The organism is Plantactinospora soyae (genome assembly GCF_014874095.1).
GTDB lineage: Bacteria > Actinomycetota > Actinomycetes > Mycobacteriales > Micromonosporaceae > Plantactinospora > Plantactinospora soyae.
The window spans coordinates 3,876,469-3,898,748 of the sequence record NZ_JADBEB010000001.1 but is presented as its reverse complement, the minus strand read 5'-3'; the positions used below and the strand labels follow the sequence as shown (position 1 = coordinate 3,898,748).

The following is a 22,280-nucleotide window of genomic DNA, read 5'->3' as shown; positions in this document are numbered from 1 at the left end:
CGCCATGAACACCGTCGAGCAGGCTCGGCTGGCCCGGTTGTTCCAGCACTTCGCCCGGCACGAGTTCCACGGTCACTCCCCCCGCTACGAGTTCCTGTCCGAGGTGGTCGCCGACCGTCCGGAGTTGGCGGCCCCGTTGCTGGCGGCGGGCCCGGGACAACGTCGGCCGATCCTCTTCTTCGCCGCGGTGCAGTACCTGCTCCGCACCACCGCGCCCGGCCATCCGCTCGCGGAGTACCTGCCAGGACTCGGCGGGTACGGCGCGATCGGTCCCGGCCTGGCGACCGCGTTCGCCGACCTGGTGCAGACGCGCCGGGACGAACTCGCCCAGCTCTGCGCGACCCGCAGCACACAGACCAACGAGGCCAACCGGGCCGCGCTGCTCCGTCCCGGATTCGGCCGGGTGGCCGAGCTGTGGCCGGAGCGACCGCTGCACCTGGTCGAACTGGGAGCCAGTGCCGGGTTGCTGCTCCGGACCGACCGGTACCCGTGCCGGTATCTCGGTTCCGACGGGCGGACCGCGACCTACGGTCCGGCCGGCGGTCCGCCGGCTCTCACCATGACCTGCGAGGTACGCGGCACGGCCTGGCCGGAGCCGGCGGCGGTGGACCCGCTGGTGGTCGCCCGGACCGGGATCGACCTGGCGCCGATCGATGCCAGCGACAGCCGGGCGACGGACTGGCTGCGGGCCTGTGTCTGGCCGGAGCAGACGGACCGGCTCGATCGGCTGGACGCCGCGCTGGCGGAGATGGGCCGGGACGACCTGCGGATGGTGGCCGGTGACATGGCAGAGACCCTGCCCCTGGTGCTGTCCACCGTGGCCGACGACGCCCTGCCGTGCGTCTTCGCCTCGAACGCGGTGACGTACCTCGGCCAGCCCGACCGACGCCGACTGGTGGCGGTACTGGCGGAGGTGGGGGCGCGACGGGACCTGACGGTGCTGCTCAACGAGGCGTCCGAGGCGGGTGCCGAACTCTTCCAGGACCACCGCCCGGCGGCGGCCGGTCCGGCCGGGGTGCTCTCGGTCGGTCTGCTCACCCTGGTCACCTGGCGGAGCGGCCGGATCAGCGTCGACGTCCTGGCCCGGACCGGTCCGCACGGTCAGTGGCTGGAGTGGCTGGCCCGCCCATAGCAGTTCGGATGCATGATCGTCCGACTGTCCACAGGGCGGCCGGATATCCACAGTTTCGTGATCGGGGCTTATGCCGGGCCGGGATCGAGGGCACGGTTACGTTCCATGACAGCGGCGAGCGAGGCCGTCGGCGCGTACGGCGAACGATGCGCCGTACGGCACCTGGTCGGGACCGGATTGCGGGTGGTGGCCCGGAACTGGCGGTGTGCCCACGGCGAGATCGACATCATCGCCTGGGACGGCGACGTCCTCGCCTTCTGCGAGGTGAAGACCCGACGGAGCGGTGCCTTCGGCACACCGGCCGACGCGGTGGTCGGCAGGAAGGCCCGACGGCTGCGCCGACTGGCCGCCGAGTGGCTGGCGGCCGGCGACGTGCACGCCGGGGAGATCCGCTTCGACATCGTCGAGGTCTACCCCGCCCGGGCCGGTGCCGCCCGCGTCGAGCACCTCAAGGCGGCGTTCTGACCCGGGGCCCCGGACGCCGCACCGGGTGCCGTCGACACCATCCGGACGCCCTTGTTGCCAAACTGTGGCAACAAGATCAGACTCCTGCTCATGCCTCCGTCCGACCCCGGTCCCACCCCGATGCCAATCCCTTCGGCCCCGATCCCCATCCCTTCCGCCCCGATCTCCACCCCTCCCACCCCGGTCTCCGGGACGGCGGCGGCCTCTCCGATCCGGCGTTCGCTCTTCCTCCACGCGCCGACTCACCGGATGCCCCGGGCGGTTCTGCGGCAACTGCTCGACCAGGTCGACGACGAGACGCCGCCGGGCGGTCCGGACGGGCCGGTCGCCCGACTGGAGCGGCGGATCGGTGAACTGCTCGGCACCGAGTCGGCGCTGTTCTTCCCCACCGGGACGATGGCGCAGCAGGTCGCGCTCCGGATCCACGCCCAACGTCGGGGCCGGCTCGGTTTCGCCGCCCATCCGCAGAGCCACCTGGAGGTCTGGGAGGGCCAGGGCTACAACGCCGTCCACGGCCTCCGGTTCCATCCGGCCGGCGACCGCCACCAGTTGATGACCGACGCGGATTTGGCGGCGATCGGTGAGCCGCTGGCCGCGGTCGTCTGGGAGTTGCCGCAGCGCGACATCGGCGGGCAGCTTCCCGAGTGGACGGACCTGTGCGCACAGGTGGCCGGTGCCCGGGCCCGGGGCGCGGCGACGCACCTGGACGGCGCACGGCTCTGGGAGGCGCAGACCTACTACCGTCGCCCCTTCGCGGAGATCGCCGGCCTCTTCGACACCGTCTACGTGTCGCTGTACAAGGCCCTGCTCGGCGTCCGGGGCGCCGTCCTGGCCGGCGACGCGGCGACCATCGCCGAAGCGGCGGTCTGGCGGACCCGGCTCGGCGGAAACATCCACGACGCCTGGCCGCTGGCGCTCGCCGCGCTCGCCGGGCTCGACACGCTGCTGCCCCGGATGCCGGCCTTCCGGGACCACGCTATCGCGATCGCCAGCGCGATCAACGCGGACGGGGTGGCGTTCGCCTGGCCCGACCCGCCCCAGACACCGATCTTCCACGTGCACCTGCCGGCGGCCAGGGCTTCGGTCGAGCGGGCCGGAGCCGAGATGATCGCCGAGCACGGCACCCAGCTGTTCGCCCGGGTACGGACCGGATCCGACCCGAGGCGGTCGAGCTTCGAGATCACCGTGGGCGAGCAGGCCATGGCGTTCACCCCGGACGAGGTCGTCGCGCTGCTGCACGAGTTGCTCGATCGGGCCGGCGCGGGCGGCGGTCAGTCCGGGTAGCGGGCTCCGCCGAAGGTGACGCGGAGCGCGTACAGCGAGGTCGAGGCGGCGATGAACAGGTGATTGCGCTTCGGCCCGCCGAACGTCAGGTTGGCGACCGACTCGGGTAGCAGCAACTTGCCGAGCAGGGTCCCGTCGGGGTCGAAACAGTGCAGGCCGTCCCAGGCCGCAGCCCAGACCCGTCCGGCGTCGTCCAGTCGGATGCCGTCGAAGCGGCCGAAGTCGCACTCGGCGAAGACGCCCCCGCCGGTGAGTCCGCCGTCGGGGGTGACGTCGAAGACCCGGATGTGGCTCGGCTCCTGCCGGGTGTCGACGATGTAGAGCCGCTGCTCGTCCGGGGAGAAGGCCAACCCGTTGGGCCGGGTGAAATCGTCGGCGACGATGCGTACCTGGCCGGTCTGCGGGTCGATCCGGTAGACGTGACAGGCCCCGATCTCGCTCTCGGCCCGGTTGCCCTCGTAGTCGTCGCTGATGCCGTAGCTCGGATCGGTGAACCACACCGAGCCGTCCGCCCGTACGACGACGTCGTTCGGGCTGTTCAGCAGCTTGCCGTCGTACCGGTCCGCCAGCACGGTGATCGAGCCGTCGTACTCGGTCCGGGTGACCCGCCGGTTGCCCTGCTCGCAGGTGATCAGGCGGCCCTGGCGATCGACCGTGTTGCCGTTGGCGTACCCGGACGAATGCCGGAACACCCCCACCGCGCCGGTCGTCTCGTCCCACCGCAGCAGCCGCTCGTTGGGGATGTCGCTCCAGACCAGATAGCGACCGGCGGCGAAGTACACCGGTCCCTCCGCCTTCCGCGCGCCGGTGTGCAGACGCTCGACGACGTAGTCACCGTTGCAGTCCGCGAACCGCTCGTCGACGAGGTGGAACCGCGCGGGGATGACGTCCGACACCAGGAACCTCCAATGGGCGCAAAGGATAAAGTTCAGGAATTCAGCCTGTACGCCGAATGCTGTATGGTCAAGCCGATGATGTCCCAGATCACACGCGGAGCAGGATGTGCTTGACGGAACGGACCGGGCACTGCTGGCCCAGTTGCAGCGCGACGCCACACAGTCGTACGCCTCGTTGGGCGCGGCCGTCGGCCTCTCCGCCGGGGCGGCCCACGAACGGGTCCGGAAGCTCCGTGAGCGAAACGTGATCCGCCGCACCACGGTCGACATCACGCCGGCCGAAGTCGGCCGGGGCGTGTTGTCGTTCGTCCTGATCGACTCCAACGCCTGGATGGGCGACCCTCCGACCCGCGACGCGCTGCTGGCCCTGCCGGAGATCCAGGAAGCGCACATCATCGCGGGCCCCGCGTCCGTGCTCGTGAAGATCAGGACGGCCAGCACGGAGGAGCTACAGGGGACGCTCCGACGGATCTTCGGCATCGACGGGGTCACCGGAACCCAGACCATCGTGGTCCTGGAGACCGCATTCGAGCGCCCACTGGACGTCCGCGCCGAGCCGGCCGAGCCGGCCTGACCGGAGCCGTCCCGGCAGGCAGGACTGCCTGCGGACGGCCACTTGGACGGTACGTCTAGCACAGTGAGCACTTGATCGTCCGGATATCCACAGCACCCCTGGTTGTCCACAGGTCCGGCCCACCGGTCTTTCGGGCCACCCTTGGTCGGGGCACCGTCGTTCCCATGCCGGTGCCGAACGACGTGACCCGTGAGTCCACCCGATGAGCTACGCCAAGGTGCTCTGCGTGGGGCTGGTCGGCGTGACCGGGCATCTCGTCGAGGTCGAGGCCGACCTGGCGTCGGGACTGCCCACCGTCGTGCTGTCCGGCCTGCCCGACACCGCGCTCAACGAGGCCCGGGACCGGGTACGCGCCGCCATCGTCAACTCCGGGCAGCGCTGGCCGAATCGCCGGATCACCGTCAACCTGCTCCCCGCGACGCTGCCGAAGTTCGGGTCGGCGTTCGATCTCGCCATCGCGGCAGCGTTGCTCGCCGGATCGGGCGAACTGCCACTGGCCCCACTCGACCGGGTGGCAGTGCTGGGCGAGTTGGGACTCGACGGAGCCGTACGCCCGGTCCGGGGTGTACTGCCGATGGTCGCGGCGGCGGCCCGGGCGGGGATAACCCGGGTGGTCGTACCACTGGACAACGCCGCGGAGGCAGCGGTCGTCCCCGGCGTACGGGTCCGCGCCGTCGACAGCCTGCACCGGCTGGTCGCGTTCATCCGGGACGGCGCTCCGCTGCTGGAGCCGCCGGCCGGGCAGCCGCCCGCCGCCCACCCCGGACCCGACCTCGCCGACGTGGCCGGTCAGGGATTCGCCCGGCGCGCCCTGGAGGTGGCCGCGGCCGGAGGCCACCACCTGGCCCTGCTCGGCCCGCCCGGTGCCGGCAAAACGATGCTGGCCGAGCGGCTGCCCTCGATCCTGCCCGAGTTGGACGACGAGGCAGCGCTGGAGGTGACCGCGCTGCACTCCATCGCCGGTCTGCTACCTCCGGACGGCCGGCTGCTGCGCCGACCGCCGTTCCAGGCACCGCACCACACCGCGACCATCGCGTCCCTCGTCGGTGGCGGTACCGGGCTGGCCCGGCCCGGCGCGGTGTCGCTGGCACACCGTGGTGTCCTCTTCCTCGACGAGGCCCCGGAATACACCAGGGGCGCGCTCGAGGCGTTGCGCCAACCGCTGGAGAGCGGCCGGATCGTCCTGACCCGGGCCAGGGGCGGCACGGAATATCCCGCCCGGGTGCAACTGGTGATCGCGGCGAACCCGTGCCCCTGTGCGAAGCCCTCCGGGGACATCTCCTGCGAGTGCACGCCGCTCGCCCGGCGCCGTTACCTTGGCCGGCTCTCCGGCCCGCTACTGGACCGGATCGACGTACAGGTGACGCTGAATCCCCTGACCGCGTCCGAGCTGATGGACGCCGGGCTGACCATCGAATCCTCCGTGGTGGTCGCCGCACGGGTCGGCAGGGCCAGGGCTGCCGCCGCCGCCCGCTGGGCAGCCGGCGGATGGCGGATCAACGCCGAGGTGCCAGGGCCACAGCTGCGCCGACCCCGATGGCGACTGCCGGCCGACGACACGCGGACGCTGCGGCGGCTGCTCGACAGCGGCGTCCTGTCCGCCCGTGGCTTCGACCGGGTGATCCGGGTCGCCTGGACGATCGCCGACCTGGACGGCCGAGAGCGACCGGACTTCGGCGACGTGGACGAGGCGACCCAACTACGAACCGGGAGACTGGCATGACGGATCCACTTCGATCAACCTCCGGCACGTCTTCCGGGATGGACGAGATGCGGCTGGCCCGGATCGCGCTGACCTGGCTCGTCGAACCCGGTACCCGATCGGTGTTCCGGCTGGTCGAGCGGTTCGGGCCGGTCGGCGCGCTGCGCCGCCTGCTCGCCGGGGAGGTGGCGGACCAGAAACTGCGGGCGAGGGTCGAGTCCCGGCTCGTCGCCGGGGATCCGTGGGAGGCAGCGAACATCGCCGCCGAGCAGACCGAACGGGTGGGCGCGCGACTGGTCACCCCCGAGGACGAGGAGTGGCCGACACGGGTGCAGGAGTTGAACCGGCTGACGCTGGCCAGCGCCGACCGCAGGGTCGACCAGGAAACCGCGCCACCGCTCTGTCTCTGGGTACGTGGCGCATGGCCGCTGGACGAGGCGCTGCACCGCTCGGTGGCGGTCGTCGGTTCCCGGGCCGCCACCCCGTACGGGCTGCACGTCGCCACCGAGATCGCCTTCGGTCTGGCCGACCGGAACTGGACCGTCGTCTCCGGCGGGGCGTTCGGCATCGACGCCGCCGCGCACCGTGGCGCGTTGAACGCTGGTGGCCTGACCGTGGCGGTGCTCGCCTGTGGGGTCGACCGGCCCTACCCGATGGGGAACACCGCCCTCTTCGACCGGATCGCCGACGTCGGCCTGCTGGTCAGTGAGTGGCTTCCGGGGGCCGCGCCGCTGCGCCCCCGTTTCCTGACCCGGAACCGGGTCATCGCGGCGGCGACGATCGGAACGGTGCTGGTGGAGGCGGCGGCCCGAAGCGGCGCCACCCAGACCCTGCGCCGGGCGCTGGCTCTACGGCACCCGTCGATGGTGCTGCCCGGACCGGTCACCTCCGCCATGTCGGTCGGGGCGCACGAGCTGCTCCGCGAGCATCCCGAGGCCCGGCTGGTCACCGGCGTACCGCACATCCTGGAAGAGGTGGGGCGGATCGGCGCCGACCTGGCCCCGCCGGTCCGTGGCCCCGAACAGCCACGGGACATGCTGGACGACGAGTCCGCGTTGATCCTGGAGTCGGTACCCCGACGAGGCGCGTTCGGACCGGACGCCCTGGCCGCACAGGCCGGGCTCGAACTACGCACCGCACTGCGGAAGCTGTCCATGCTGGAGCAACTGGGGCTGGTCATCCGCCGCGACGACGGATACGTCCTGGCACCGGCAGCCGCCCGGCCATCCAGCGGCCCGGCCGGTCAACCGGTTCAGAACCGGTGAACCGGACGGTCCGACACCGGTAGACCGTCCTGCCGGCACCGCTAGGCCGCCCTCCGGCACCTGACGGTGTCGGACGTGTTCGGACTCTTGGCGGCGGTATCCGGCGAGCATGTCGACGCCGGTATCCGGCGAGCATGTTGACGCCGGTTTCCGGCGAGCGTGTTCGCGCCGGTATCCAACGCGCATGTTGACGCCGGTTTCCGGCGAGCCCTCTTGACGAGGGCGCCACACCGAGCACACCGTCACGGGTGATGAGTCGCACCGATCGCAGCACCCGTGCCCTTCACCAGGCCCTGCCGTCGTCCCTGCGGGACGGCGTCGACGAGTTCGCCGGGCATCTCGCCCGGGTCGACAACCGGTCGACCCACACCGTCCGCGCCTACGTCGCCGACGTGGTCTCGCTACTCGACCACGCCGGCCGGATGGGCTGCACCGAGCCTCGTGACCTGGACATCAGCGTACTGCGCAGTTGGTTGGCGAAGCTGCGTACGCTCGGGGCCGCCCGCGCCTCGCTGGCCCGGCGAGCCGCCTCGGCCCGTACGTTCAGCACCTGGGCGCACCGGAACGGCCTACTGGAGACGGACGTCGGCGCCCCGCTGGCCAGTCCTCGCGCACACCGGGAGCTGCCAGCCGTACTCCGCGCCGACCAGGCAACGGAACTGGTCCTCGCCCCCGGCGACGATCCGTCCCCGGCCTCGTTCCGGGACCGGGTCGTGCTCGAACTCCTCTACGCCACCGGAATCCGGGTCAGCGAACTGTGCGGCCTGGATCTCGGCGACGTCGACGCCGCCCGTCGGGTGGTCCGGGTCCTGGGCAAGGGCGGAAAGGAACGCACGGTCCCGTACGGGCTGCCGGCACAGCGGGCACTCGACGACTGGCTCCGGCTCGGACGTTCGACGTTCGCCGTACCGGCCAGCGGTGCGGCCCTGCTGCTCGGCGTACGCGGTGGGCGGCTCCAGCCCACCGTCGTCCGGCGGATCGTCGGTGGCTACGCCCGCGCCGCCAACCTCCCCCGGACCAGTCCACACGGACTCCGGCACTCCGCCGCGACCCATCTGCTGGAGGGCGGCGCGGATCTGCGGGCCGTACAGGAGCTGCTCGGGCACGCCACGTTGTCGAGCACGCAGATCTACACCCACGTCTCGGTGGAACGGCTGCGGGCGGCGTATCGCCAGGCACATCCCCGGGCGTGACGGGAAACGACTCCGGCTACCTCCGCCCGGCACAAGCCCGGCGATGACCGGGTTGTCATGTTCCGGCCGGACCCCTGGGTCGTACCGGGATACGATCATCGAATGAGCGTCGCCGGGCCGCAGCCGCCCGTCCCGATCCCCGGCGCCCGCCTCCTGTTCTCCCTGGACCCGGGCGTCGCCCACCTCAACCACGGCTCGTACGGCGCGGTGCCGATCGGGGTCCAACGGACCCAGCAGCGGCTGCGGGACGAGACCGAGGCCAATCCGATGCGGTTCTTCAACCGTGGACTGGTCGACCGGATCACCCATGCTCGGCGACACCTGGCCGGCTTCCTCGGCGCCGACCCGGACGGAACCGCGTTGATCGGCAACGTCACCATCGGCGCGGCCATCGTCCTGCAGTCACTGCGGCTGGAGCCCGGCGACGAGGTGGTCGGCACGGATCACGGGTACGGCTCGTTCGCCCTCACCGTCGATCGGGAGGTCCGCCGCACCGGGGCGGTCCGGCGTACCCTGCCGGTGCCGTTGGGCGCGACCGACGAGGAGATCATCGAGATCGTCCGGAGCGGCATCCGTGCCGGACGCACCAAGCTGCTCATGATCGACCAGATCGCCTCGTCGACGGCCCGATTGTTTCCGACCGCGGCGATCGTGGCAGTGGCTCGGGAGCGTGGCGTTCCGGTGCTGGTCGACGGGGCACACGCGCCCGGCATGCTGCCGTTGCCGGTGGACACGATCGGCGCGGACTTCTGGGTCGGCAACCTGCACAAGTGGGGGTACGCGCCGCGCGGTACCGCAGCACTGGTCGTGGCGCCCCGCTGGCGGGAACGGATCGAGCCACTCGCCGTCTCCTGGTATGACGACGCCGGCTTCCCCACCCGGATCGAGTGGCAGGCGACTCTCGACTACACCGCGTGGCTCGCCGCGCCGGTGGGACTCTTCACGCTGCGTACGCTCGGGCTCGAACGGGTCCGGTCGCACAACGCGGCACTGGCCGCGTACGGGCAGTGGGTGATCGGCCGGGCCCTCGGGATAGCGCCGGCCGATCTGCTCCATCCCGGTGGGCCGACGGTCGCGATGCGGCTCCTCCCGTTGCCGGCCGGTACGGCCAGCACGCTCGACGATGCGATGGAGCTACGGCGGCGGATCGGCGACGAACTCGGGGCGGAGGTCGCCGTCAACGCCTGGCAGGGCCGAGGTTGGCTGCGACTGTCCGGTCAGGTCTACAACCGGGCGGAGGAGTACGAGCAGCTCGCCGAACGCCTACCGGCCCTGCTCGCTGCTCCGTCCTGACCGAGTGTCCCGGCCGCTGGCGGCAGGAGGAACGCGACCGGCCTCCCGGCCGCGACCGACACGACCGACACGACCGACGTGACCGGCACGACAGACGTGACCGGCACGACAGACGTCACCGGCACGACAGACGTCACCGGCAGGGCGGACCTCACCGGCAGCAGGCGGACCCGGCCGAGGCCCAGCAGCAGGAGTGGATCGAGGTACTCGTCGCCCCGGCGCAGCCCCCAGTGCAGGCAGGCCGACCCGACGCAGCCCGGATGCCCGGCCAGGAGTACGCCGAGCGGATCTCCGGGCCGGACCTGGTCGCCGGCCACGACACCGGGATGGACCGGTTCGTAGGTGCTCCGTAGCCCATCGGCGTGAGACACGCTGACCACCGGCCGGCCGGCGACCATGCCGGCAAAGAGCACCACTCCCGGCCCGGCGGCACGGACCATGGCACCGGCGGGTGCGGCGAGATCGACGCCCCGGTGCCCTCGCTGCCAGGGCTCTGGTGGCGGGTCGAACCGACGTACCACCCGGGGGGTGCCGTCCAGCGGCCAGCGGAACCTGGTCGTCACCGGCGCGGTGCGGCGGTGTTCGGGCACCGCCGCCCGGACGATGCCGGTGCCCGGTACCGCCCCACCGACCGGAACAGCAGCTTCCCGCAACGACTCGACCGACCTCGACGCCCAGACCGGGACCGACGCCCCAGGCAGAACCGACGCCCCAGGCAAGACCGACACCCCAGGCAAGACCGACACCCCAGGCAAGACCGACACCCCAGGCAAGACCGACACCCCAGGCAAGACCGACACTCCAGGCAAGACCGACGACCCGGGCAAGACCGACGCCTGATCCGACACCGACGACCCGGGCAACACCGACGACCCGGCCAGAGCCGCCGCCAGGACCGAGCCCGACACCAGAACCGAGCCCGACACCAGAACCGAGCCCGACACCGGGACCGAACCCGACACCGGGACCGAACCGAGCGACAACGGGAGCGAGACCAGGAACGTGACCGTCCGGCGGTGCCATCTTCTTCTCATGGCTTCGCAGAGTCGCCTCCCCTGGCCCGCGCCGCAATCCTCCGGACCCGGGCCTGTGTACAACTTCCCCCGCTGTGGAAAACGCCCACGGAGCCCGATGATCTGATACATCGCGGGGCGGCACGAACCACCCGTGAACGGCCCCCGGGGCCGTGGCACGGACCGGAATCGGGCCGGGCCGGCACCCTCGCCTAGGCTGGGCAGTCGGAGCAGGCAGCAGCCCGTCACCAGCCCGAGGAGCGGCGATGAGCATAGTGGACGACGTCAGCCGACCCTCCCGGCTCGCGGAGCCCGACGAGGGCATCAGCATCGAGGAACTGGCGCTGGCCGCGCGCAACCACGGGCTACCGCTGGAGGCCCTGCGCTACGACGTCACGCCGGTGGGCCTGCACTACCTGCTCATCCACTACGACATCCCGGCCCTGGACCCGGAGCGACACGTCCTGACCATCGACGGTCGGGTCGACCGGTCGCTCCGACTTGACCTGGCCGCCCTGCGCGAGCGGCCCCGGGTGACCCGCCGGGTCACGCTGGAGTGTGCCGGGAACGGCCGGGCGCTCCTGAGCCCTCGTCCGGTCAGCCAGCCGTGGCTGTCGGAGGCCGTCGGCACCGCCGAGTGGACGGGTACGCCACTGGCGCCGCTGCTGCGCGAGGCCGGGCTCGGACCGGACGCGGTGGATGTGGTCTTCACCGGCGCCGACCACGGGGTGGAGCGCGGAATCGAGCAGGACTACCAGCGGGGACTGCCGGTTCCAGAGGCGCTGCGCGAGGAGGTGCTGCTGGCGTACGAGATGAACGGTGCCCCGTTGCTGCCGCAGCACGGTGCGCCGCTGCGCCTGGTGGTGCCCGGCTGGTACGGGATGGCGCACGTCAAGTGGCTGACCCGGATCAGTGTGCTGGACCGGGAGTTCGACGGCTATCAGAACGCCGTCGCGTACCGGGTACGCACCGACGCTGACGATCCGGGGGTGCCGGTGACCCGGATCGAGCCACGGGCGCTGGTACAGCCGCCCGGATTTCCGGACTTCATGTCCCGGATCCGGGTGCTGCGGCCGGGACCGTGCACCGTGGAGGGCCGGGCCTGGTCGGGCCACGCTCCGGTGACCAGGGTCGAGGTGACCACCGACGGCGGTGCCAGCTGGAGCGACGCCACCCTCGATCCGACCGGGCCGGTTGATCGAGCCGGGGCGACGGGGTCGGCGGGTTCGGCGGGCGACCCGTCGGTGACCGGGCCGGACGGCCGGGAGCCGGGCGGGTCGACGGTCGACGAGCGCTGGGCGTGGCGTCGCTGGCGGTACGAGTGGACGGCGAACCCCGGCCGGTACACGCTCGGCGCACGGGCCACCGACGCGTCGGGGCGGGTCCAACCGGTCGATCCGCCGTGGAACCGGGGCGGTTTCGCGAACAATCTCGTCCAGCGGGTGGAGGTCGTGGTCCCCGAAGATCAATAGGTCACCGGCATCCCACCGCCTGCCGATCGGATCGATCGGCCGCGGCCACCCACCCCACGGACCGGCCGACGGTTGCCCGTCGGCCGATGACTCCGGTTGCCGGATGATTTGCGGCGGGTCGGACGATTTCCACAGGCCGCCCGACGATTCGGGCAGATCTCGCAGGGGTCGAGTTCGAGGTGCCAGTCGGCTCGGCCGGAGGCTCAGCCGCCGAATCCGGAATCCGCCGGAAGAGAGATGTCCGGCTTTTCGAGTTCTTCGACGTTGACGTCCTTGAACGTCATCACTCGGACATTCTTTACAAAACGCGCTGGGCGGTACATGTCCCACACCCAGGCGTCGTGCATCTCGACCTCGAAGTAGACCTCTCCGTCGGAGTTCCGTACGTGCAGATCCACCTGGTTCGCCAGATAGAACCGCCGCTCGGTCTCCACCACGTAGGAGAACTGGCGAACGATGTCGCGGTACTCCCGATAGAGCTGCAGCTCCATCTCGGTCTCGTACTTCTCGAGATCTTCCGCGCTCATCCCACTCCGCCTTCCATGGCCACATCTTCCCCCACCAACGCTGACGGCCGAAGCCGCTCGCCCAACGCCACGCCGACGGTACTCCCTGACCGGCCCGCCCGCGCCATCGACTCGATTCCGCCAAGGTGCGCCGGCCGCCGCGACCGCAGAGGGCTGCCGGCCCGGCCGGAGACGGTGGCGACATTGACGTACGAGAAGCGATGTTCCGGACACGGACCGTGAAGTTCCAGTGCGGCGCTGTGCTCGGCGGTGATGTATCCCTTGTGTTCGGCGAACCCGTACCCGGGGTGCTCGTCATCGAGCTCGACCATGATCCGATCCCGGGTGACCTTTGCCAGCACGCTCGCCGCCGCCACGCAGGCGGCGACCTGGTCCCCCTTCCAGACCGCCAGCCCCGGCACGCCCAGCCCGTCGACGCCGAACCCGTCGGTCAACACGTACTCCGGCGGGACCGCGAGCGAGGCCAGCGCCCGACGCATGGCCGCCACGTTGCAGACGTGCAGCCCCCGGGCGTCCACCTCCACGGCGGGAATGATCACCACGGCGTACGCCAGGGCCCGGGCGACCACCTCGGCGTAGATCCGTTCCCGCGCGGCCGGGGTGAGAAGTTTGGAGTCGTTCAGCCCGTCGATCTCACCGCGCCGACCCTCGGGGAGTACCGCCGCGGCGGCCACCAGCGGACCGGCGCAGGCACCTCGGCCCGCCTCGTCCGCGCCGGCGACGTACCGGAACCCACGGCGCCGCAGGGCCCGTTCCATGGCATAGATGCCGCCTTCACGGCGGATCACCGTACGGGGTGGGGTCAGCACCGCTACTCGCTCTCCAGTGCCCGGCGTAGCACTTCGGGCAGGTCGGTCGGATAGAACCGCTCCGGCGTACGGGCCAACTCGTCCATCGTCCACCAGCGGTGGGCGTCAATGGTCTCACGCTCGATCTGATCGAACCCGGCCGTGTCCACCTCCCAGGCGGGGATCCGGACCAGGAAGAACTGCTGTTCCTGCCGGTACCACTGGCCGCCGAAGGTGAACTCGGTCACCTCCCGCCAGACGGGCTCACCCAGCTCGTCGGGGGTGACCCGCAGCCCGGTCTCCTCGGCCAGTTCCCGGGCGGCGCCCGCCGCCGGCGTCTCGCCCGGGTCGAGGCCACCGCCGGGGGTGAACCAGTACCGGTGCTCGGGCCGGGCCGGGTCCCAGCCCCGGAACAGCAGTACCCGACCGGCGGCGTCGATCAGGAGTATCCGGGCGGCCTGACGAGGGCTGAACACGGTCACCCGGTCAGCCTAGTCGCGCCGCCGGTGGCCGCGCCGCCACCGGGCTGACCGCCACCGAACGCCGCTCAGCCCTGGGGATTCGGGATGGCGTCGTAGGGCTTCGGCACGGTGAGCCAGGTGGCCCGCCCGACCGGCCAGAAGACGGTGAAGGCGCGGCCCACCACGGAATCCTCCGGTATGGTCGCGAGCTCGATGTTCTGCCGGCTCTGCTGGTAGTGCTCCAGCGAGTCGCCCGAGGCCGACCGGTGGTCACCCATCACCCACAGCCGGCCGGCCGGCACCGTGATGTCGAACTCCTCGTCGGCGGCCGGATCCTGGACGCCGTTCTCCGTGAAGATGTACGGCTCGGCGAGCGACTGCCCGTTGATCATCAGGCGGTCCTCCGGGTCGCAGCAGACCACCCGGTCGCCGCCGACGCCGATCACCCGCTTGATGAAGTCCTCACCCTTCGGATTACCCGTCCACTGGGTCGGCGCCTTGAAGACCACGATCTCGCCCCGGTGCGGCGACCGGAAATCGTAGACGAGCTTGTTGACGAGCACCCGATCGTAGATGTCGAGAGTGTGCTCCATCGATGGCGACGGAATGTAGAACGTCTGAAGCACGAACGTCCGTACCAGCACCGCGACCAGAATCGCCACGCCCAGCAGGATGGGTAGTTCCCGCCAGAACGAACTGCGGGGCTTGGACTGGTCGGTCTGCTCGTCAATCACGGGTGGAGCCTACGATGCCGAGTCCCGGGAGAGCGTCGGGAACGCGCGGTAACGAGTAGAGTGCCCAGGATTGGCATAGCAATTGCTATATCTCCCGTGTTTGCGGTGTTTTGCGGGCTGCTGTCCGACGACTCGCCCGGGGCCGGTGCGGCAACGGGTCTCGGCAGTTCGTCGAAGGTCTCCGGCACCGGCAACGAGGTCCAGTTGCCGAACGGCCAGACGATCACGAAGGCCCGGCCGATGACGTTGTCGATCGGCACGGGCCCCTGGCATCGCGCGTCCTGCGACACCAACCGGTGGTCACCCATCACGAACAGCTGCCCCGGCGGCACCACCACCTCGGCGAACCGGCGGGACCGGCACTCCTGGCTGTTCGGAGGTACATCCACTGGGGAGTTCTCCAGGACGTACGGCTCGTCGAGCGGGGCGCCGTTCACGGTCACCCGGCCCTGGTCGTCGCAGCACTGCACCCGGTCCCCGGGAACTCCGATGACCCGTTTGATGAAGTCCTTCTCGCCCGGACGGCTCACTCCGACCAGGTCACCGACGGTGCGCCCGAGCTTGGCGACGAATCCGGGATCCGGCTCGTCGCTCACCTGCGGCGCCCAGGCGTCCGTACCTCGGAACACCACGATCTCGCCACGGTCCGGATCCCGGATGTCGTACACGATCTTGTTGACCAGGACCCGGTCACCGATCAGCAGAGTGTCCTCCATGGACCCCGAGGGGATGAAGAACGCCTGGAGGAGGAAGGTGCGGATCAGCACCGCGAGACAGAAGGCGACGACGAGCAGCAGCGGAAGCTCCTGCCACAGCGGCATCTGCTTACGGGTACGGCGCGATCGCCGGGCTCGACGACTCCATGGTTCGATGTCGCCCTCTTCGTCCACCCTACGCACCAACGCATCTCCCCGGTCCCGAGATACAGCGCTGTCATCCAGTCTCCCTGGATGACAGCCGTCGCGAGCGGTAGCGCGGGGGTGACCCGCAACCCCGGTGGAAGCCGGGGTTGCCGCGTCTCGCGTCTGCCCGTGCGGCCAGAGTAGCCGCGTTCGACACCGACGGCACCCCGCCAACGGCGCGGGTGCGGTCAGTCAGCGGTCAGCTGACCCGCTTCTCGCGCTTCTCCTTGATCTTGGCCTTCTTGCCACGCAGCTCACGCAGGTAGTAGAGCTTGGCCCGGCGGACGTCACCGCGGACGATGACCTCGATCCGGTCGATACCCGGGCTGTTGATCGGGTAGGTCCGCTCGACCCCGACCCCAAAGCTGATCTTCCGTACGGTGAAGGTCTCCCGCAGGCCCGCTCCGTGGCGCCGGATCACGACACCCTCGAAGATCTGCACCCGGGAGCGGCTGCCCTCGATGACTCGGGCGTGCACCTTGACGGTGTCACCGCCCCGGAAGTCGGGCACGTCGGTGCGCTGCGACTGGGCGTCGAGGGCGTCCAGGGTGTTCATCGCTGCATCCTTGATGGCTCACGGCGCACCGGTCGTCGGCGCGCGGATGGGTGATTCTGATCCCCATGGAGGCTCCTGGATCGGAGTTCCGGCGGAGATCCTCGCAGTCGTCCGTGGCACGGGCGACTGCGGCAACCCCCCTACTTTGCCATATCGTCGGCCGGTGGCTGAAATCCGGCCCCGGCCAACGCGGCGATGTCCCGTTTGTCCAGCTCCGTCGCGGGCAGCACGGCGAGCATGTCGGGCCGGCGCCGGGCCGTCCGGACCAGCGCCTCGTCCCGCCGCCACCGGGCGATCCGGCCGTGGTCACCCGACCGCAGAATCTCCGGTACGTCGTGACCCCGCCATCCCGGTGGCTTGGTGTAGACCGGCGCCTCCAGCAACCCGTGCGCGTGGGACTCCTCGGCGAGCGAGTCGGCGTTGCCCAGCACCCCGGGCAGCAGCCGGGTCACCGCCTCCATGATCACGAGAACCGCGACCTCGCCGCCGAAGAGCACGTAGTCGCCCAGCGAAACCTCGGTCACCGGCATCCGGGTCGCGGCGTGTTCCAGGACCCGCTGGTCGATTCCCTCGTACCGGCCGCAGGCGAAGATCAGATGACGCTCGGCCGCCCACTCGTGCGCCAGCGCCTGCCGGAAGGGCACCCCGGCCGGACTCGGTACCACGAGCCGGGGCGGCGGTTCCTCCCCGACCGGGACCAGCGCGTCCAGGGCCTCCCCCCACGGCTCGGGCCGCATGACCATCCCCGGCCCACCGCCGTACGGCGTGTCGTCGACGGTCCGGTGCACGTCGTGGGTCCAGGTCCGCAGGTCGTGCACGGCGAGGTCGAGCACCCCCGACGCGCGGGCCCGGCCGATCAGGGAGAGATCCAGCGGGGCGAGGTACTCCGGGAAGATCGAGACCACGTCCACCCGCATCCGGGTCGCCGTGGCCTCGTCGGGCCGGCTCACAGGTCCAGCAGTCCGGCCGGTGGGTCGACCACCACCCGGCCGCCGGCCAGGTCCACCTCCGGAACGATCGCCTTGACGAACGGGATCAACGCCGTATGCCCCTCGGGACGGCGCAGCACCAGCAGGTCCGAGGCGGGGGCGTGGTCGATCCGGGCGACCTCGCCGAGCGCTTCACCGGACGTGGTGACCACGGCGAGGCCGACCAACTGGTGATCGTTGAACTCGTCGGGGTCGGTCGGCGGCAACAACTTCGCGCTGTCCACCCAGAGCAGGGTGCCGCGCAGTGCCTCGGCCACGTCCCGGTCGTACACGCCGTCGAAGCAGATCAGCAGCCGGCCCTGGTGCCAGCGGACCGCCTCGATGAGGAGCGCCTCGGGTACGCGTACCAGTTCGCCGTGCGCGGTGACCGGCGGCGCGGCGGGCGCCCTGGTGGCGGATTCCGCCGCCGGGTCGGTGCGCAACACCGTCCCGACGGCGAACCGTGCTTCGGGATCGTCGGTCCGCACCTCCACGGTCACCTCACCGCGGATACCGTGCGGACGGCCGATCCGGCCGACGACGAGGAGCATCGTGACCGGAATCAGTACGAGTCGACGATGTCGACCCGTACCCCGCGCCCGCCGATCGAACCGATCACCTGGCGCAGCGCCTTCGCGGTACGGCCGGAGCGGCCGATCACCGTGCCCAGGTCCTCGGGGTGGACGCGTACCTCCAGGCGCTTGCCCCGCCGGGAGTCGACCATCCGGACCCGTACGTCGTCCGGATGATCAACGATGCCCTTGACCAGGTGCTCGAGCGCCGGCCGGAGTGCCACGTCAGGCCTGCTCGCCGGAGCCCGCACCGGTCTGCTCCTCGGTCTTCGCGGGGGCCTCAGCCGGCGCCTCGGCCTTGGCGGGCGCCTCAGCCTTGGCAGGTGCCTCGGCCTTGGCGGGTGCCGCCTTGCCCGCCTTCTTGGCCGGCTTGGTCGCCTCGGTCAGCCCGGCTGCGGCCTTCGCCTCGGCCTCGTAGGCCGCCTTGCGGTCGGCCCGCTCGGGAGCGACCAGCAGCGGCGGCGGGGCCGGCAGGCCCTTGAACTTCTGCCAGTCGCCGGTCTTCTCGAGCAGACGCTGGACGGCCTCGCTCGGCTGGGCACCGACGGAGAGCCAGTGCTGCACCCGGTCCGACTTGACCTCGATGATCGAAGGATCTTCCTTGGGCTGGTAGATCCCGACGAACTCGATCGCCCGGCCGTCACGCTTGGTGCGCGAGTCGGCGATGACAATGCGGTATTGCGGGTTGCGGATCTTACCCATCCGCAGGAGCCGGATCTTTACGGCCACAGTGTGTTCGCTCCTGTTGCGATTCTCACCGGCCCGGAACGGGCGGTGCGCGGGTGAGAGCCAACCGGCACCGTGGGGTTGGGCCGGAGACTGCTCGATGGACTGGCGACACGCCCGGGTAGAGGGCGCCTGACGTGTGCCGGATACCAGCGACCCATTCTGCCAGACCCGGCCCCGAGACCTCACACCGGCCGGCGAAAACGCCAGCACGACACGCTCGGAGACGATCGACCACGCCACGAGCCGACAGACCCTACCGTGGCCGTCGGTTCCGGGACCAACTGGCGGGCCGGACGGTCGCCGGGTCCGGCTGGAACCCGCGCAGCCAGCAGGCCCGTGGCGGCACAGCCAGCAGGCCCGTGGCGGCATCGACGGGACGGGCGGTCCGGGTGAGATGTACCCCGCCGTCCCGCCCATCCCGTCGGTCCCGGTCGGACCCGTCCGTACCGGTCCCGGCCCGCTCGTCGTCGCGCGGATCTCGGCCCTGCGGTGTCGACCCACGTCTCGCGCGGCGTACCGCTGCCGCTCAGCCCTTGATCGCGCCCTGCAGGCCACCGACGATCTGCTTCTCGGCGAACGTGAAGAACAGCAGCGCCGGCAGCATCGCCAGCGACGTGAAGGCGAGGATCCCCGCCGTGTCGGAGGTGTACTGGCTCGAGAAGTTCTGCACGCCCAGCGGGAGGGTGTGCAGGCTGGCGTCGCTGAGCACGAGCAACGGCAGGAGGAATGCGTTCCAGCTCGCCACGAATGCGAGGATCCCGACCGTGACGAGCGCGGGCTTCGACAGCGGCAGGACGATGAGCCAGAGAAAGCCGAGCCGGCCCGTGCCGTCGATTGCGGCGGCGTCCTCCAACTCGCGGGGGATGGCGGCCAGGAAGGGGCGCAGGATCACGATCGTGAGCGGCAACGCGAAGGCGACCTGCGGGAGGATCACCGCCAGGTAGGAATTGACCAGGTTCAAGTCGCGCAGCATGAGGTAGAGCGGCAGGATCGCCGCCCCGGCCGGGAAGAGCAGGCCGAGCGTGAAGAAGGTGTAGAGCGCCTCACGCCCCCGGAAGGTGTAACGGGCGAGCACGAACGCCGCGCAGACCCCGAGCACCACGACGGAGAGCGTCGTACCCAGGGCGATCACCGCACTGTTGAACGCCTGCGCCCAGAAGTCACTCTGCGTCAACACCCGGGCGTAGTTGTCGAACACCCACGGGTCGGGCAGCCCGGCCGGGTTCGCGACGATCGACGGGGTGGTACGGAAACCGCCGACGATCACGTAGACCACCGGGGAGATCGACACGGCCGCGATCGCGAGCGCCAGCGCGTAGGTGAGCGGACTACCCCAGGACACCGGGCGGCGCTTGGAGGGTGGGGGCAGGACAGCGTTCGCGGCCACGGTCAGTTCACCCTTCCGGTGATGGCGCCCTGGATGTCGCGACGGAGGAGGAAACGCTGGAACAGCAGCGCCGCGACGAAGGAGATGACGAACAGGATCACGGCCACCGCGTTGCCGTAGCCCCAGAGCCGGGCGAAGAAGCCGTTGTCCACCATGTACGTCGCCATGGTGGCCGACGCACCGAGCGACCGGACCGAGGGTACCGAGGTCACCCAGATCACGTCGAAGACCTGTAGTGATCCGATCATCGACAGGAACATCCAGATCCGGATCGTCGGGCCCAGCAGCGGGAGCGTGATGTGGCGTTGGATCTGCCACCAGCTCGCGCCGTCAATCTCGGCGGCCTCGGTCAGCTCGTGCGGCACGTTCGACAGACCGGCGAGCAGGAGGATGATGGCGAAGCCGACGTACTTCCAGGTGAGGACGAAGAGCAACGTCCAGATGACGACGTCGAGGTCGGCGAGCCACGCCTGCACCAGACTGCCCAGGCCCAGTGACCGCAGCAGCGCGTCGACCGTCCCGCCGTCGGTCAGGATCAGCTTCCACATGATGCCGACGGTGACCTCGGCGAGCACGTAGGGCACGAACACCAGCAGCCGGAACACGGTGCGCCCGCGGAAGCGACGGTTGAGCAGCAGGGCCACGGCCAGCGCGATGGGGCCCTGGATCAGCAGCGACCCGACCACGACGATCGCATTGTTGCGCAGCGCGTCGAGGAAGATCGGGTCCTCGAAGGCGAGGAAATAGTTGTCGAGGCCGACGAAGTCGGTGGGTGGGCCGACCCCGCGCCACCGGAAGAGGCTGTAGTAGACCGCGAAGCCCATCGGCACCAGCACGAACATCACGTAGACGATGACCGCCGGCGTCGTGAGCCCGATGATCTCGTACCACTTGCGTCGCCTGTCGGCCGCGCGGGAGAACGACCGTCTCGGGGCGGGCCGGAGGCCCGTCGGCGGCGCGTCCGCGCCGCCGACGGGATTCAGGGTTGGGTTGATGGAGGTCACTTTCGTGCGGCCGCCTTCATAGCCTCGACGACCTTCTCAGGGCTGCCGCCGCCTGCGAAGATGGCGACGATCGCGTCGTTCATCGCGTTGCCGACGGTGCTACCGAAGGCCGTGTCCAACCAGAGCTGTACGTAGGTCGCGCTGGACGTCGCCTCCAGGATGGACTTCAGGGCGGGATCCGCGACGCCGGCCTCCGCGCCCTTGGCGACGGGCAGACCGACGCCGGTCTCGGCGTACGCCTTCTGCACCTCGGGGCTCACGATGTACTTGAGGAACTCGACGCACTCGGCCGGGGCGTTCTTGGCACAGGCGAACCCGTCACCACCGCCGAGGGCCGCCTTCGGGTCACCCGCCGAATTCGAGATCGCCGGTACGGGGAACCAGCCGAGGAACTTGGCAAGGGCCGCCTTGTCCTCGGCGACGGTCTCCAGGGTGCTCTTGTTCCAGTCACCCATCAGCTCCATCGCGGCCTTGCCGTTGGCGAGCATGCCGTTGGCGCTGGTCGGATCGTTCTGGCCCGGCGTGGCGATGAAGTTGGGCTGGAACGGCTTGGTGTCGATGAAGGTCTTGAGGTCCTTGCCTGCCTTGACGAAGCAGGGGTCGTCGAAGACGGTCTCGACGGAGGCCTTCTTCAGGACGTCGACCGAGCAGGCACGCAGCGCGAAGTTGTACCACCAGTGCGCGGCCGGCCACTTGTCACCGGCGCCGAGGGCGATCGGGACGACATTGATGGCCTTGAGCTTCGTGACCGCGTCGTTGAACTCGTCGAACGTGGTCGGCGGAGCGGTGATGCCCGCTCGCGCGAACATCTCCTTGTTGTACCAGACGCCTTCGATGCCCATCCGGTACGGCAGGCCGTACTGCTTGCCATCCACCTGCCAGATCTCGGCGGCGCTGCCGATGTTGGCGGTCTCCGTCTTGACCTGGTCGGTGATGTCCTTGAGGTAGTCGGCCTCCACCTGCTCGCGGATCTCGCCACCGCCCCACGCCTGGAAGATGTCCGGCGGGTCGCTGGTCAGGAGGGCGGCGGGGAGCCGGGTGCGCTGGAGCTGGTTGGTCTCGATCGCCTCGATCTGGATCGTGACAGTCGGGTGGAGGGCGGAGAAGTCCTTGGCGACCTTCTCCCAGTAGGTCTTCCCGGGCCCGTCCTGGGAGGCGTTGTGCCACCAGCTCAGGGTCACCGGGTTCTTGTACAGCTCTTCTTCAACGGGCGTCTCACCGTCACCACCGCCGCATCCGGCGGCAAGGAGTGCGCTGGTCGTCAGCAGCGCGAGGACGGCGCCCGTACGGCGCTTGATCGGCATCGAATGTCTCCTCGACTAGGCAGTCGCGGTACTTCAATCTGAAGGGCGAGTTTTACAGC

General features: G+C 70.4%; 23 protein-coding genes and 1 pseudogene. 9 read left to right on the top strand and 15 right to left on the bottom strand.

The window, feature by feature from the left end:
• Nucleotides 1–4: 4 nt before the first annotated feature.
• From H4W31_RS17425 to H4W31_RS17415, 3 genes are all read left to right on the top strand, one after another.
• Nucleotides 5–1,132 carry a DUF2332 domain-containing protein gene (locus H4W31_RS17425; protein ID WP_192767626.1) on the top strand — a complete coding sequence of 376 codons (1,128 nt, stop codon included), beginning with the start codon at nt 5–7 and terminating at the stop codon, nt 1,130–1,132.
• Nucleotides 1,133–1,237: 105 nt separating this feature from the next.
• Complete coding sequence (locus H4W31_RS17420; protein WP_192767625.1) at nt 1,238–1,597, top strand: YraN family protein; 360 nt, start codon at nt 1,238–1,240, stop codon at nt 1,595–1,597.
• Nucleotides 1,598–1,846: 249 nt separating this feature from the next.
• On the top strand, nt 1,847–2,881 hold the full coding sequence (locus H4W31_RS17415) for a threonine aldolase family protein (RefSeq protein ID WP_225945565.1): 1,035 nt from the start codon (nt 1,847–1,849) through the stop codon (nt 2,879–2,881).
• On the opposite strand, the gene H4W31_RS17410 is transcribed toward H4W31_RS17415, so the two are convergent.
• Complete coding sequence (locus H4W31_RS17410) at nt 2,869–3,777, bottom strand: SMP-30/gluconolactonase/LRE family protein (protein ID WP_192767623.1); 909 nt, start codon at nt 3,775–3,777, stop codon at nt 2,869–2,871. The two genes, H4W31_RS17415 and H4W31_RS17410, sit on opposite strands and share 13 nt — an antisense overlap.
• Before the next feature lie 106 nt (nt 3,778–3,883).
• On the opposite strand from H4W31_RS17410, the gene H4W31_RS17405 reads away from it, so the two are divergent.
• The 5 genes from H4W31_RS17405 (at nt 3,884) to H4W31_RS17385 (ending at nt 9,804) form a co-directional block, all read left to right on the top strand.
• Nucleotides 3,884–4,351 (top strand): Lrp/AsnC family transcriptional regulator, encoded by a 468-nt coding sequence (locus tag H4W31_RS17405; RefSeq protein ID WP_192767622.1) that lies wholly within the window; start codon nt 3,884–3,886, stop codon nt 4,349–4,351.
• A 202-nt stretch (nt 4,352–4,553) separates the two neighbouring features.
• Nucleotides 4,554–6,074, top strand: a complete 1,521-nt coding sequence (locus tag H4W31_RS17400; protein WP_192767621.1) for a YifB family Mg chelatase-like AAA ATPase — start codon at nt 4,554–4,556, stop codon at nt 6,072–6,074.
• Nucleotides 6,071–7,318: a DNA-processing protein DprA gene (locus tag H4W31_RS17395; protein ID WP_192767620.1), complete on the top strand. Its 1,248-nt coding sequence runs from the start codon at nt 6,071–6,073 to the stop codon at nt 7,316–7,318. Before H4W31_RS17400 ends, H4W31_RS17395 begins: the two co-directional genes overlap by 4 nt.
• A 251-nt stretch (nt 7,319–7,569) precedes the next feature.
• Complete coding sequence (locus tag H4W31_RS17390; RefSeq protein ID WP_192767619.1) at nt 7,570–8,511, top strand: tyrosine recombinase XerC; 942 nt, start codon at nt 7,570–7,572, stop codon at nt 8,509–8,511.
• A 102-nt stretch (nt 8,512–8,613) separates the two neighbouring features.
• On the top strand, nt 8,614–9,804 hold the full coding sequence (locus H4W31_RS17385; protein ID WP_192767618.1) for an aminotransferase class V-fold PLP-dependent enzyme: 1,191 nt from the start codon (nt 8,614–8,616) through the stop codon (nt 9,802–9,804).
• 140 nt (nt 9,805–9,944) lie between these two features.
• On the opposite strand, the pseudogene H4W31_RS42845 reads toward H4W31_RS17385, so the two are convergent.
• Nucleotides 9,945–10,409: pseudogene (locus H4W31_RS42845) on the bottom strand (murein hydrolase activator EnvC family protein); the annotation flags it as partial.
• A 674-nt stretch (nt 10,410–11,083) separates the two neighbouring features.
• On the opposite strand from H4W31_RS42845, the gene H4W31_RS17375 reads away from it, so the two are divergent.
• Nucleotides 11,084–12,289: a sulfite oxidase gene (locus tag H4W31_RS17375; protein ID WP_192767616.1), complete on the top strand. Its 1,206-nt coding sequence runs from the start codon at nt 11,084–11,086 to the stop codon at nt 12,287–12,289.
• A gap of 203 nt (nt 12,290–12,492) precedes the next feature.
• Here H4W31_RS17375 and H4W31_RS17370 read toward each other — a convergent pair whose 3' ends face one another.
• The 13 genes from H4W31_RS17370 to H4W31_RS17310 form a co-directional block, all read right to left on the bottom strand.
• A complete protein-coding gene (locus tag H4W31_RS17370; protein WP_007075222.1) occupies nt 12,493–12,816 on the bottom strand; it encodes a DUF2469 domain-containing protein in 324 nt (107 codons plus the stop codon).
• The gene (locus H4W31_RS17365; RefSeq protein WP_192767615.1) at nt 12,813–13,625 is read right to left on the bottom strand and encodes a ribonuclease HII; all 813 of its coding nucleotides are present in this window, start codon (nt 13,623–13,625) and stop codon (nt 12,813–12,815) included. Before H4W31_RS17365 ends, H4W31_RS17370 begins: the two co-directional genes overlap by 4 nt.
• A 2-nt stretch (nt 13,626–13,627) precedes the next feature.
• Nucleotides 13,628–14,086, bottom strand: a complete 459-nt coding sequence (locus tag H4W31_RS17360; RefSeq protein ID WP_192767614.1) for an NUDIX hydrolase — start codon at nt 14,084–14,086, stop codon at nt 13,628–13,630.
• A gap of 65 nt (nt 14,087–14,151) precedes the next feature.
• Entirely contained in the window at nt 14,152–14,799 is a 648-nt protein-coding gene (lepB, locus tag H4W31_RS17355) for a signal peptidase I (RefSeq protein ID WP_192767613.1), read from the bottom strand.
• Nucleotides 14,796–15,701: a signal peptidase I gene (gene lepB, locus H4W31_RS17350; protein ID WP_192767612.1), complete on the bottom strand. Its 906-nt coding sequence runs from the start codon at nt 15,699–15,701 to the stop codon at nt 14,796–14,798. The genes lepB (H4W31_RS17355) and lepB (H4W31_RS17350) overlap by 4 nt, the downstream gene beginning before the upstream one ends.
• Before the next feature lie 199 nt (nt 15,702–15,900).
• Nucleotides 15,901–16,257: a 50S ribosomal protein L19 gene (gene rplS, locus H4W31_RS17345; RefSeq protein WP_192767611.1), complete on the bottom strand. Its 357-nt coding sequence runs from the start codon at nt 16,255–16,257 to the stop codon at nt 15,901–15,903.
• Between the two features lie 140 nt (nt 16,258–16,397).
• Complete coding sequence (gene trmD / locus H4W31_RS17340; protein ID WP_192772174.1) at nt 16,398–17,174, bottom strand: tRNA (guanosine(37)-N1)-methyltransferase TrmD; 777 nt, start codon at nt 17,172–17,174, stop codon at nt 16,398–16,400.
• Nucleotides 17,175–17,203: 29 nt separating this feature from the next.
• Entirely contained in the window at nt 17,204–17,776 is a 573-nt protein-coding gene (rimM, locus tag H4W31_RS17335) for a ribosome maturation factor RimM (RefSeq protein ID WP_192767610.1), read from the bottom strand.
• 11 nt (nt 17,777–17,787) lie between these two features.
• Complete coding sequence (locus H4W31_RS17330) at nt 17,788–18,048, bottom strand: RNA-binding protein (RefSeq protein WP_192767609.1); 261 nt, start codon at nt 18,046–18,048, stop codon at nt 17,788–17,790.
• Nucleotides 18,023–18,526 carry a 30S ribosomal protein S16 gene (gene rpsP, locus H4W31_RS17325; RefSeq protein ID WP_192767608.1) on the bottom strand — a complete coding sequence of 168 codons (504 nt, stop codon included), beginning with the start codon at nt 18,524–18,526 and terminating at the stop codon, nt 18,023–18,025. Before rpsP ends, H4W31_RS17330 begins: the two co-directional genes overlap by 26 nt.
• A 526-nt stretch (nt 18,527–19,052) precedes the next feature.
• Nucleotides 19,053–19,919 carry a carbohydrate ABC transporter permease gene (locus H4W31_RS17320; protein ID WP_192772173.1) on the bottom strand — a complete coding sequence of 289 codons (867 nt, stop codon included), beginning with the start codon at nt 19,917–19,919 and terminating at the stop codon, nt 19,053–19,055.
• Nucleotides 19,916–20,917, bottom strand: coding sequence for a carbohydrate ABC transporter permease (locus H4W31_RS17315; protein WP_192767607.1), 1,002 nt, complete (start codon nt 20,915–20,917; stop codon nt 19,916–19,918). Before H4W31_RS17315 ends, H4W31_RS17320 begins: the two co-directional genes overlap by 4 nt.
• Nucleotides 20,914–22,221, bottom strand: coding sequence for an ABC transporter substrate-binding protein (locus H4W31_RS17310; protein WP_192767606.1), 1,308 nt, complete (start codon nt 22,219–22,221; stop codon nt 20,914–20,916). Before H4W31_RS17310 ends, H4W31_RS17315 begins: the two co-directional genes overlap by 4 nt.
• Between the last annotated feature and the right edge of the window lie 59 nt (nt 22,222–22,280).

Coding starts and splice junctions, on each gene's coding strand:
- rplS (WP_192767611.1), bottom strand. CDS start 16,257: ATGAACACCCTGGACGCCCTCGACGCCCAGTCGCAGCGCACCGACGTG.
- rimM (WP_192767610.1), bottom strand. CDS start 17,776: ATGCTCCTCGTCGTCGGCCGGATCGGCCGTCCGCACGGTATCCGCGGT.
- H4W31_RS17385 (WP_192767618.1), top strand. CDS start 8,614: ATGAGCGTCGCCGGGCCGCAGCCGCCCGTCCCGATCCCCGGCGCCCGC.
- H4W31_RS17375 (WP_192767616.1), top strand. CDS start 11,084: ATGAGCATAGTGGACGACGTCAGCCGACCCTCCCGGCTCGCGGAGCCC.
- H4W31_RS17310 (WP_192767606.1), bottom strand. CDS start 22,221: ATGCCGATCAAGCGCCGTACGGGCGCCGTCCTCGCGCTGCTGACGACC.
- H4W31_RS17395 (WP_192767620.1), top strand. CDS start 6,071: ATGACGGATCCACTTCGATCAACCTCCGGCACGTCTTCCGGGATGGAC.
- H4W31_RS17400 (WP_192767621.1), top strand. CDS start 4,554: ATGAGCTACGCCAAGGTGCTCTGCGTGGGGCTGGTCGGCGTGACCGGG.
- H4W31_RS17370 (WP_007075222.1), bottom strand. CDS start 12,816: ATGAGCGCGGAAGATCTCGAGAAGTACGAGACCGAGATGGAGCTGCAG.
- H4W31_RS17415 (WP_225945565.1), top strand. CDS start 1,847: ATGCCCCGGGCGGTTCTGCGGCAACTGCTCGACCAGGTCGACGACGAG.
- H4W31_RS17390 (WP_192767619.1), top strand. CDS start 7,570: ATGAGTCGCACCGATCGCAGCACCCGTGCCCTTCACCAGGCCCTGCCG.
- trmD (WP_192772174.1), bottom strand. CDS start 17,174: ATGCGGGTGGACGTGGTCTCGATCTTCCCGGAGTACCTCGCCCCGCTG.
- H4W31_RS17420 (WP_192767625.1), top strand. CDS start 1,238: ATGACAGCGGCGAGCGAGGCCGTCGGCGCGTACGGCGAACGATGCGCC.
- H4W31_RS17425 (WP_192767626.1), top strand. CDS start 5: ATGAACACCGTCGAGCAGGCTCGGCTGGCCCGGTTGTTCCAGCACTTC.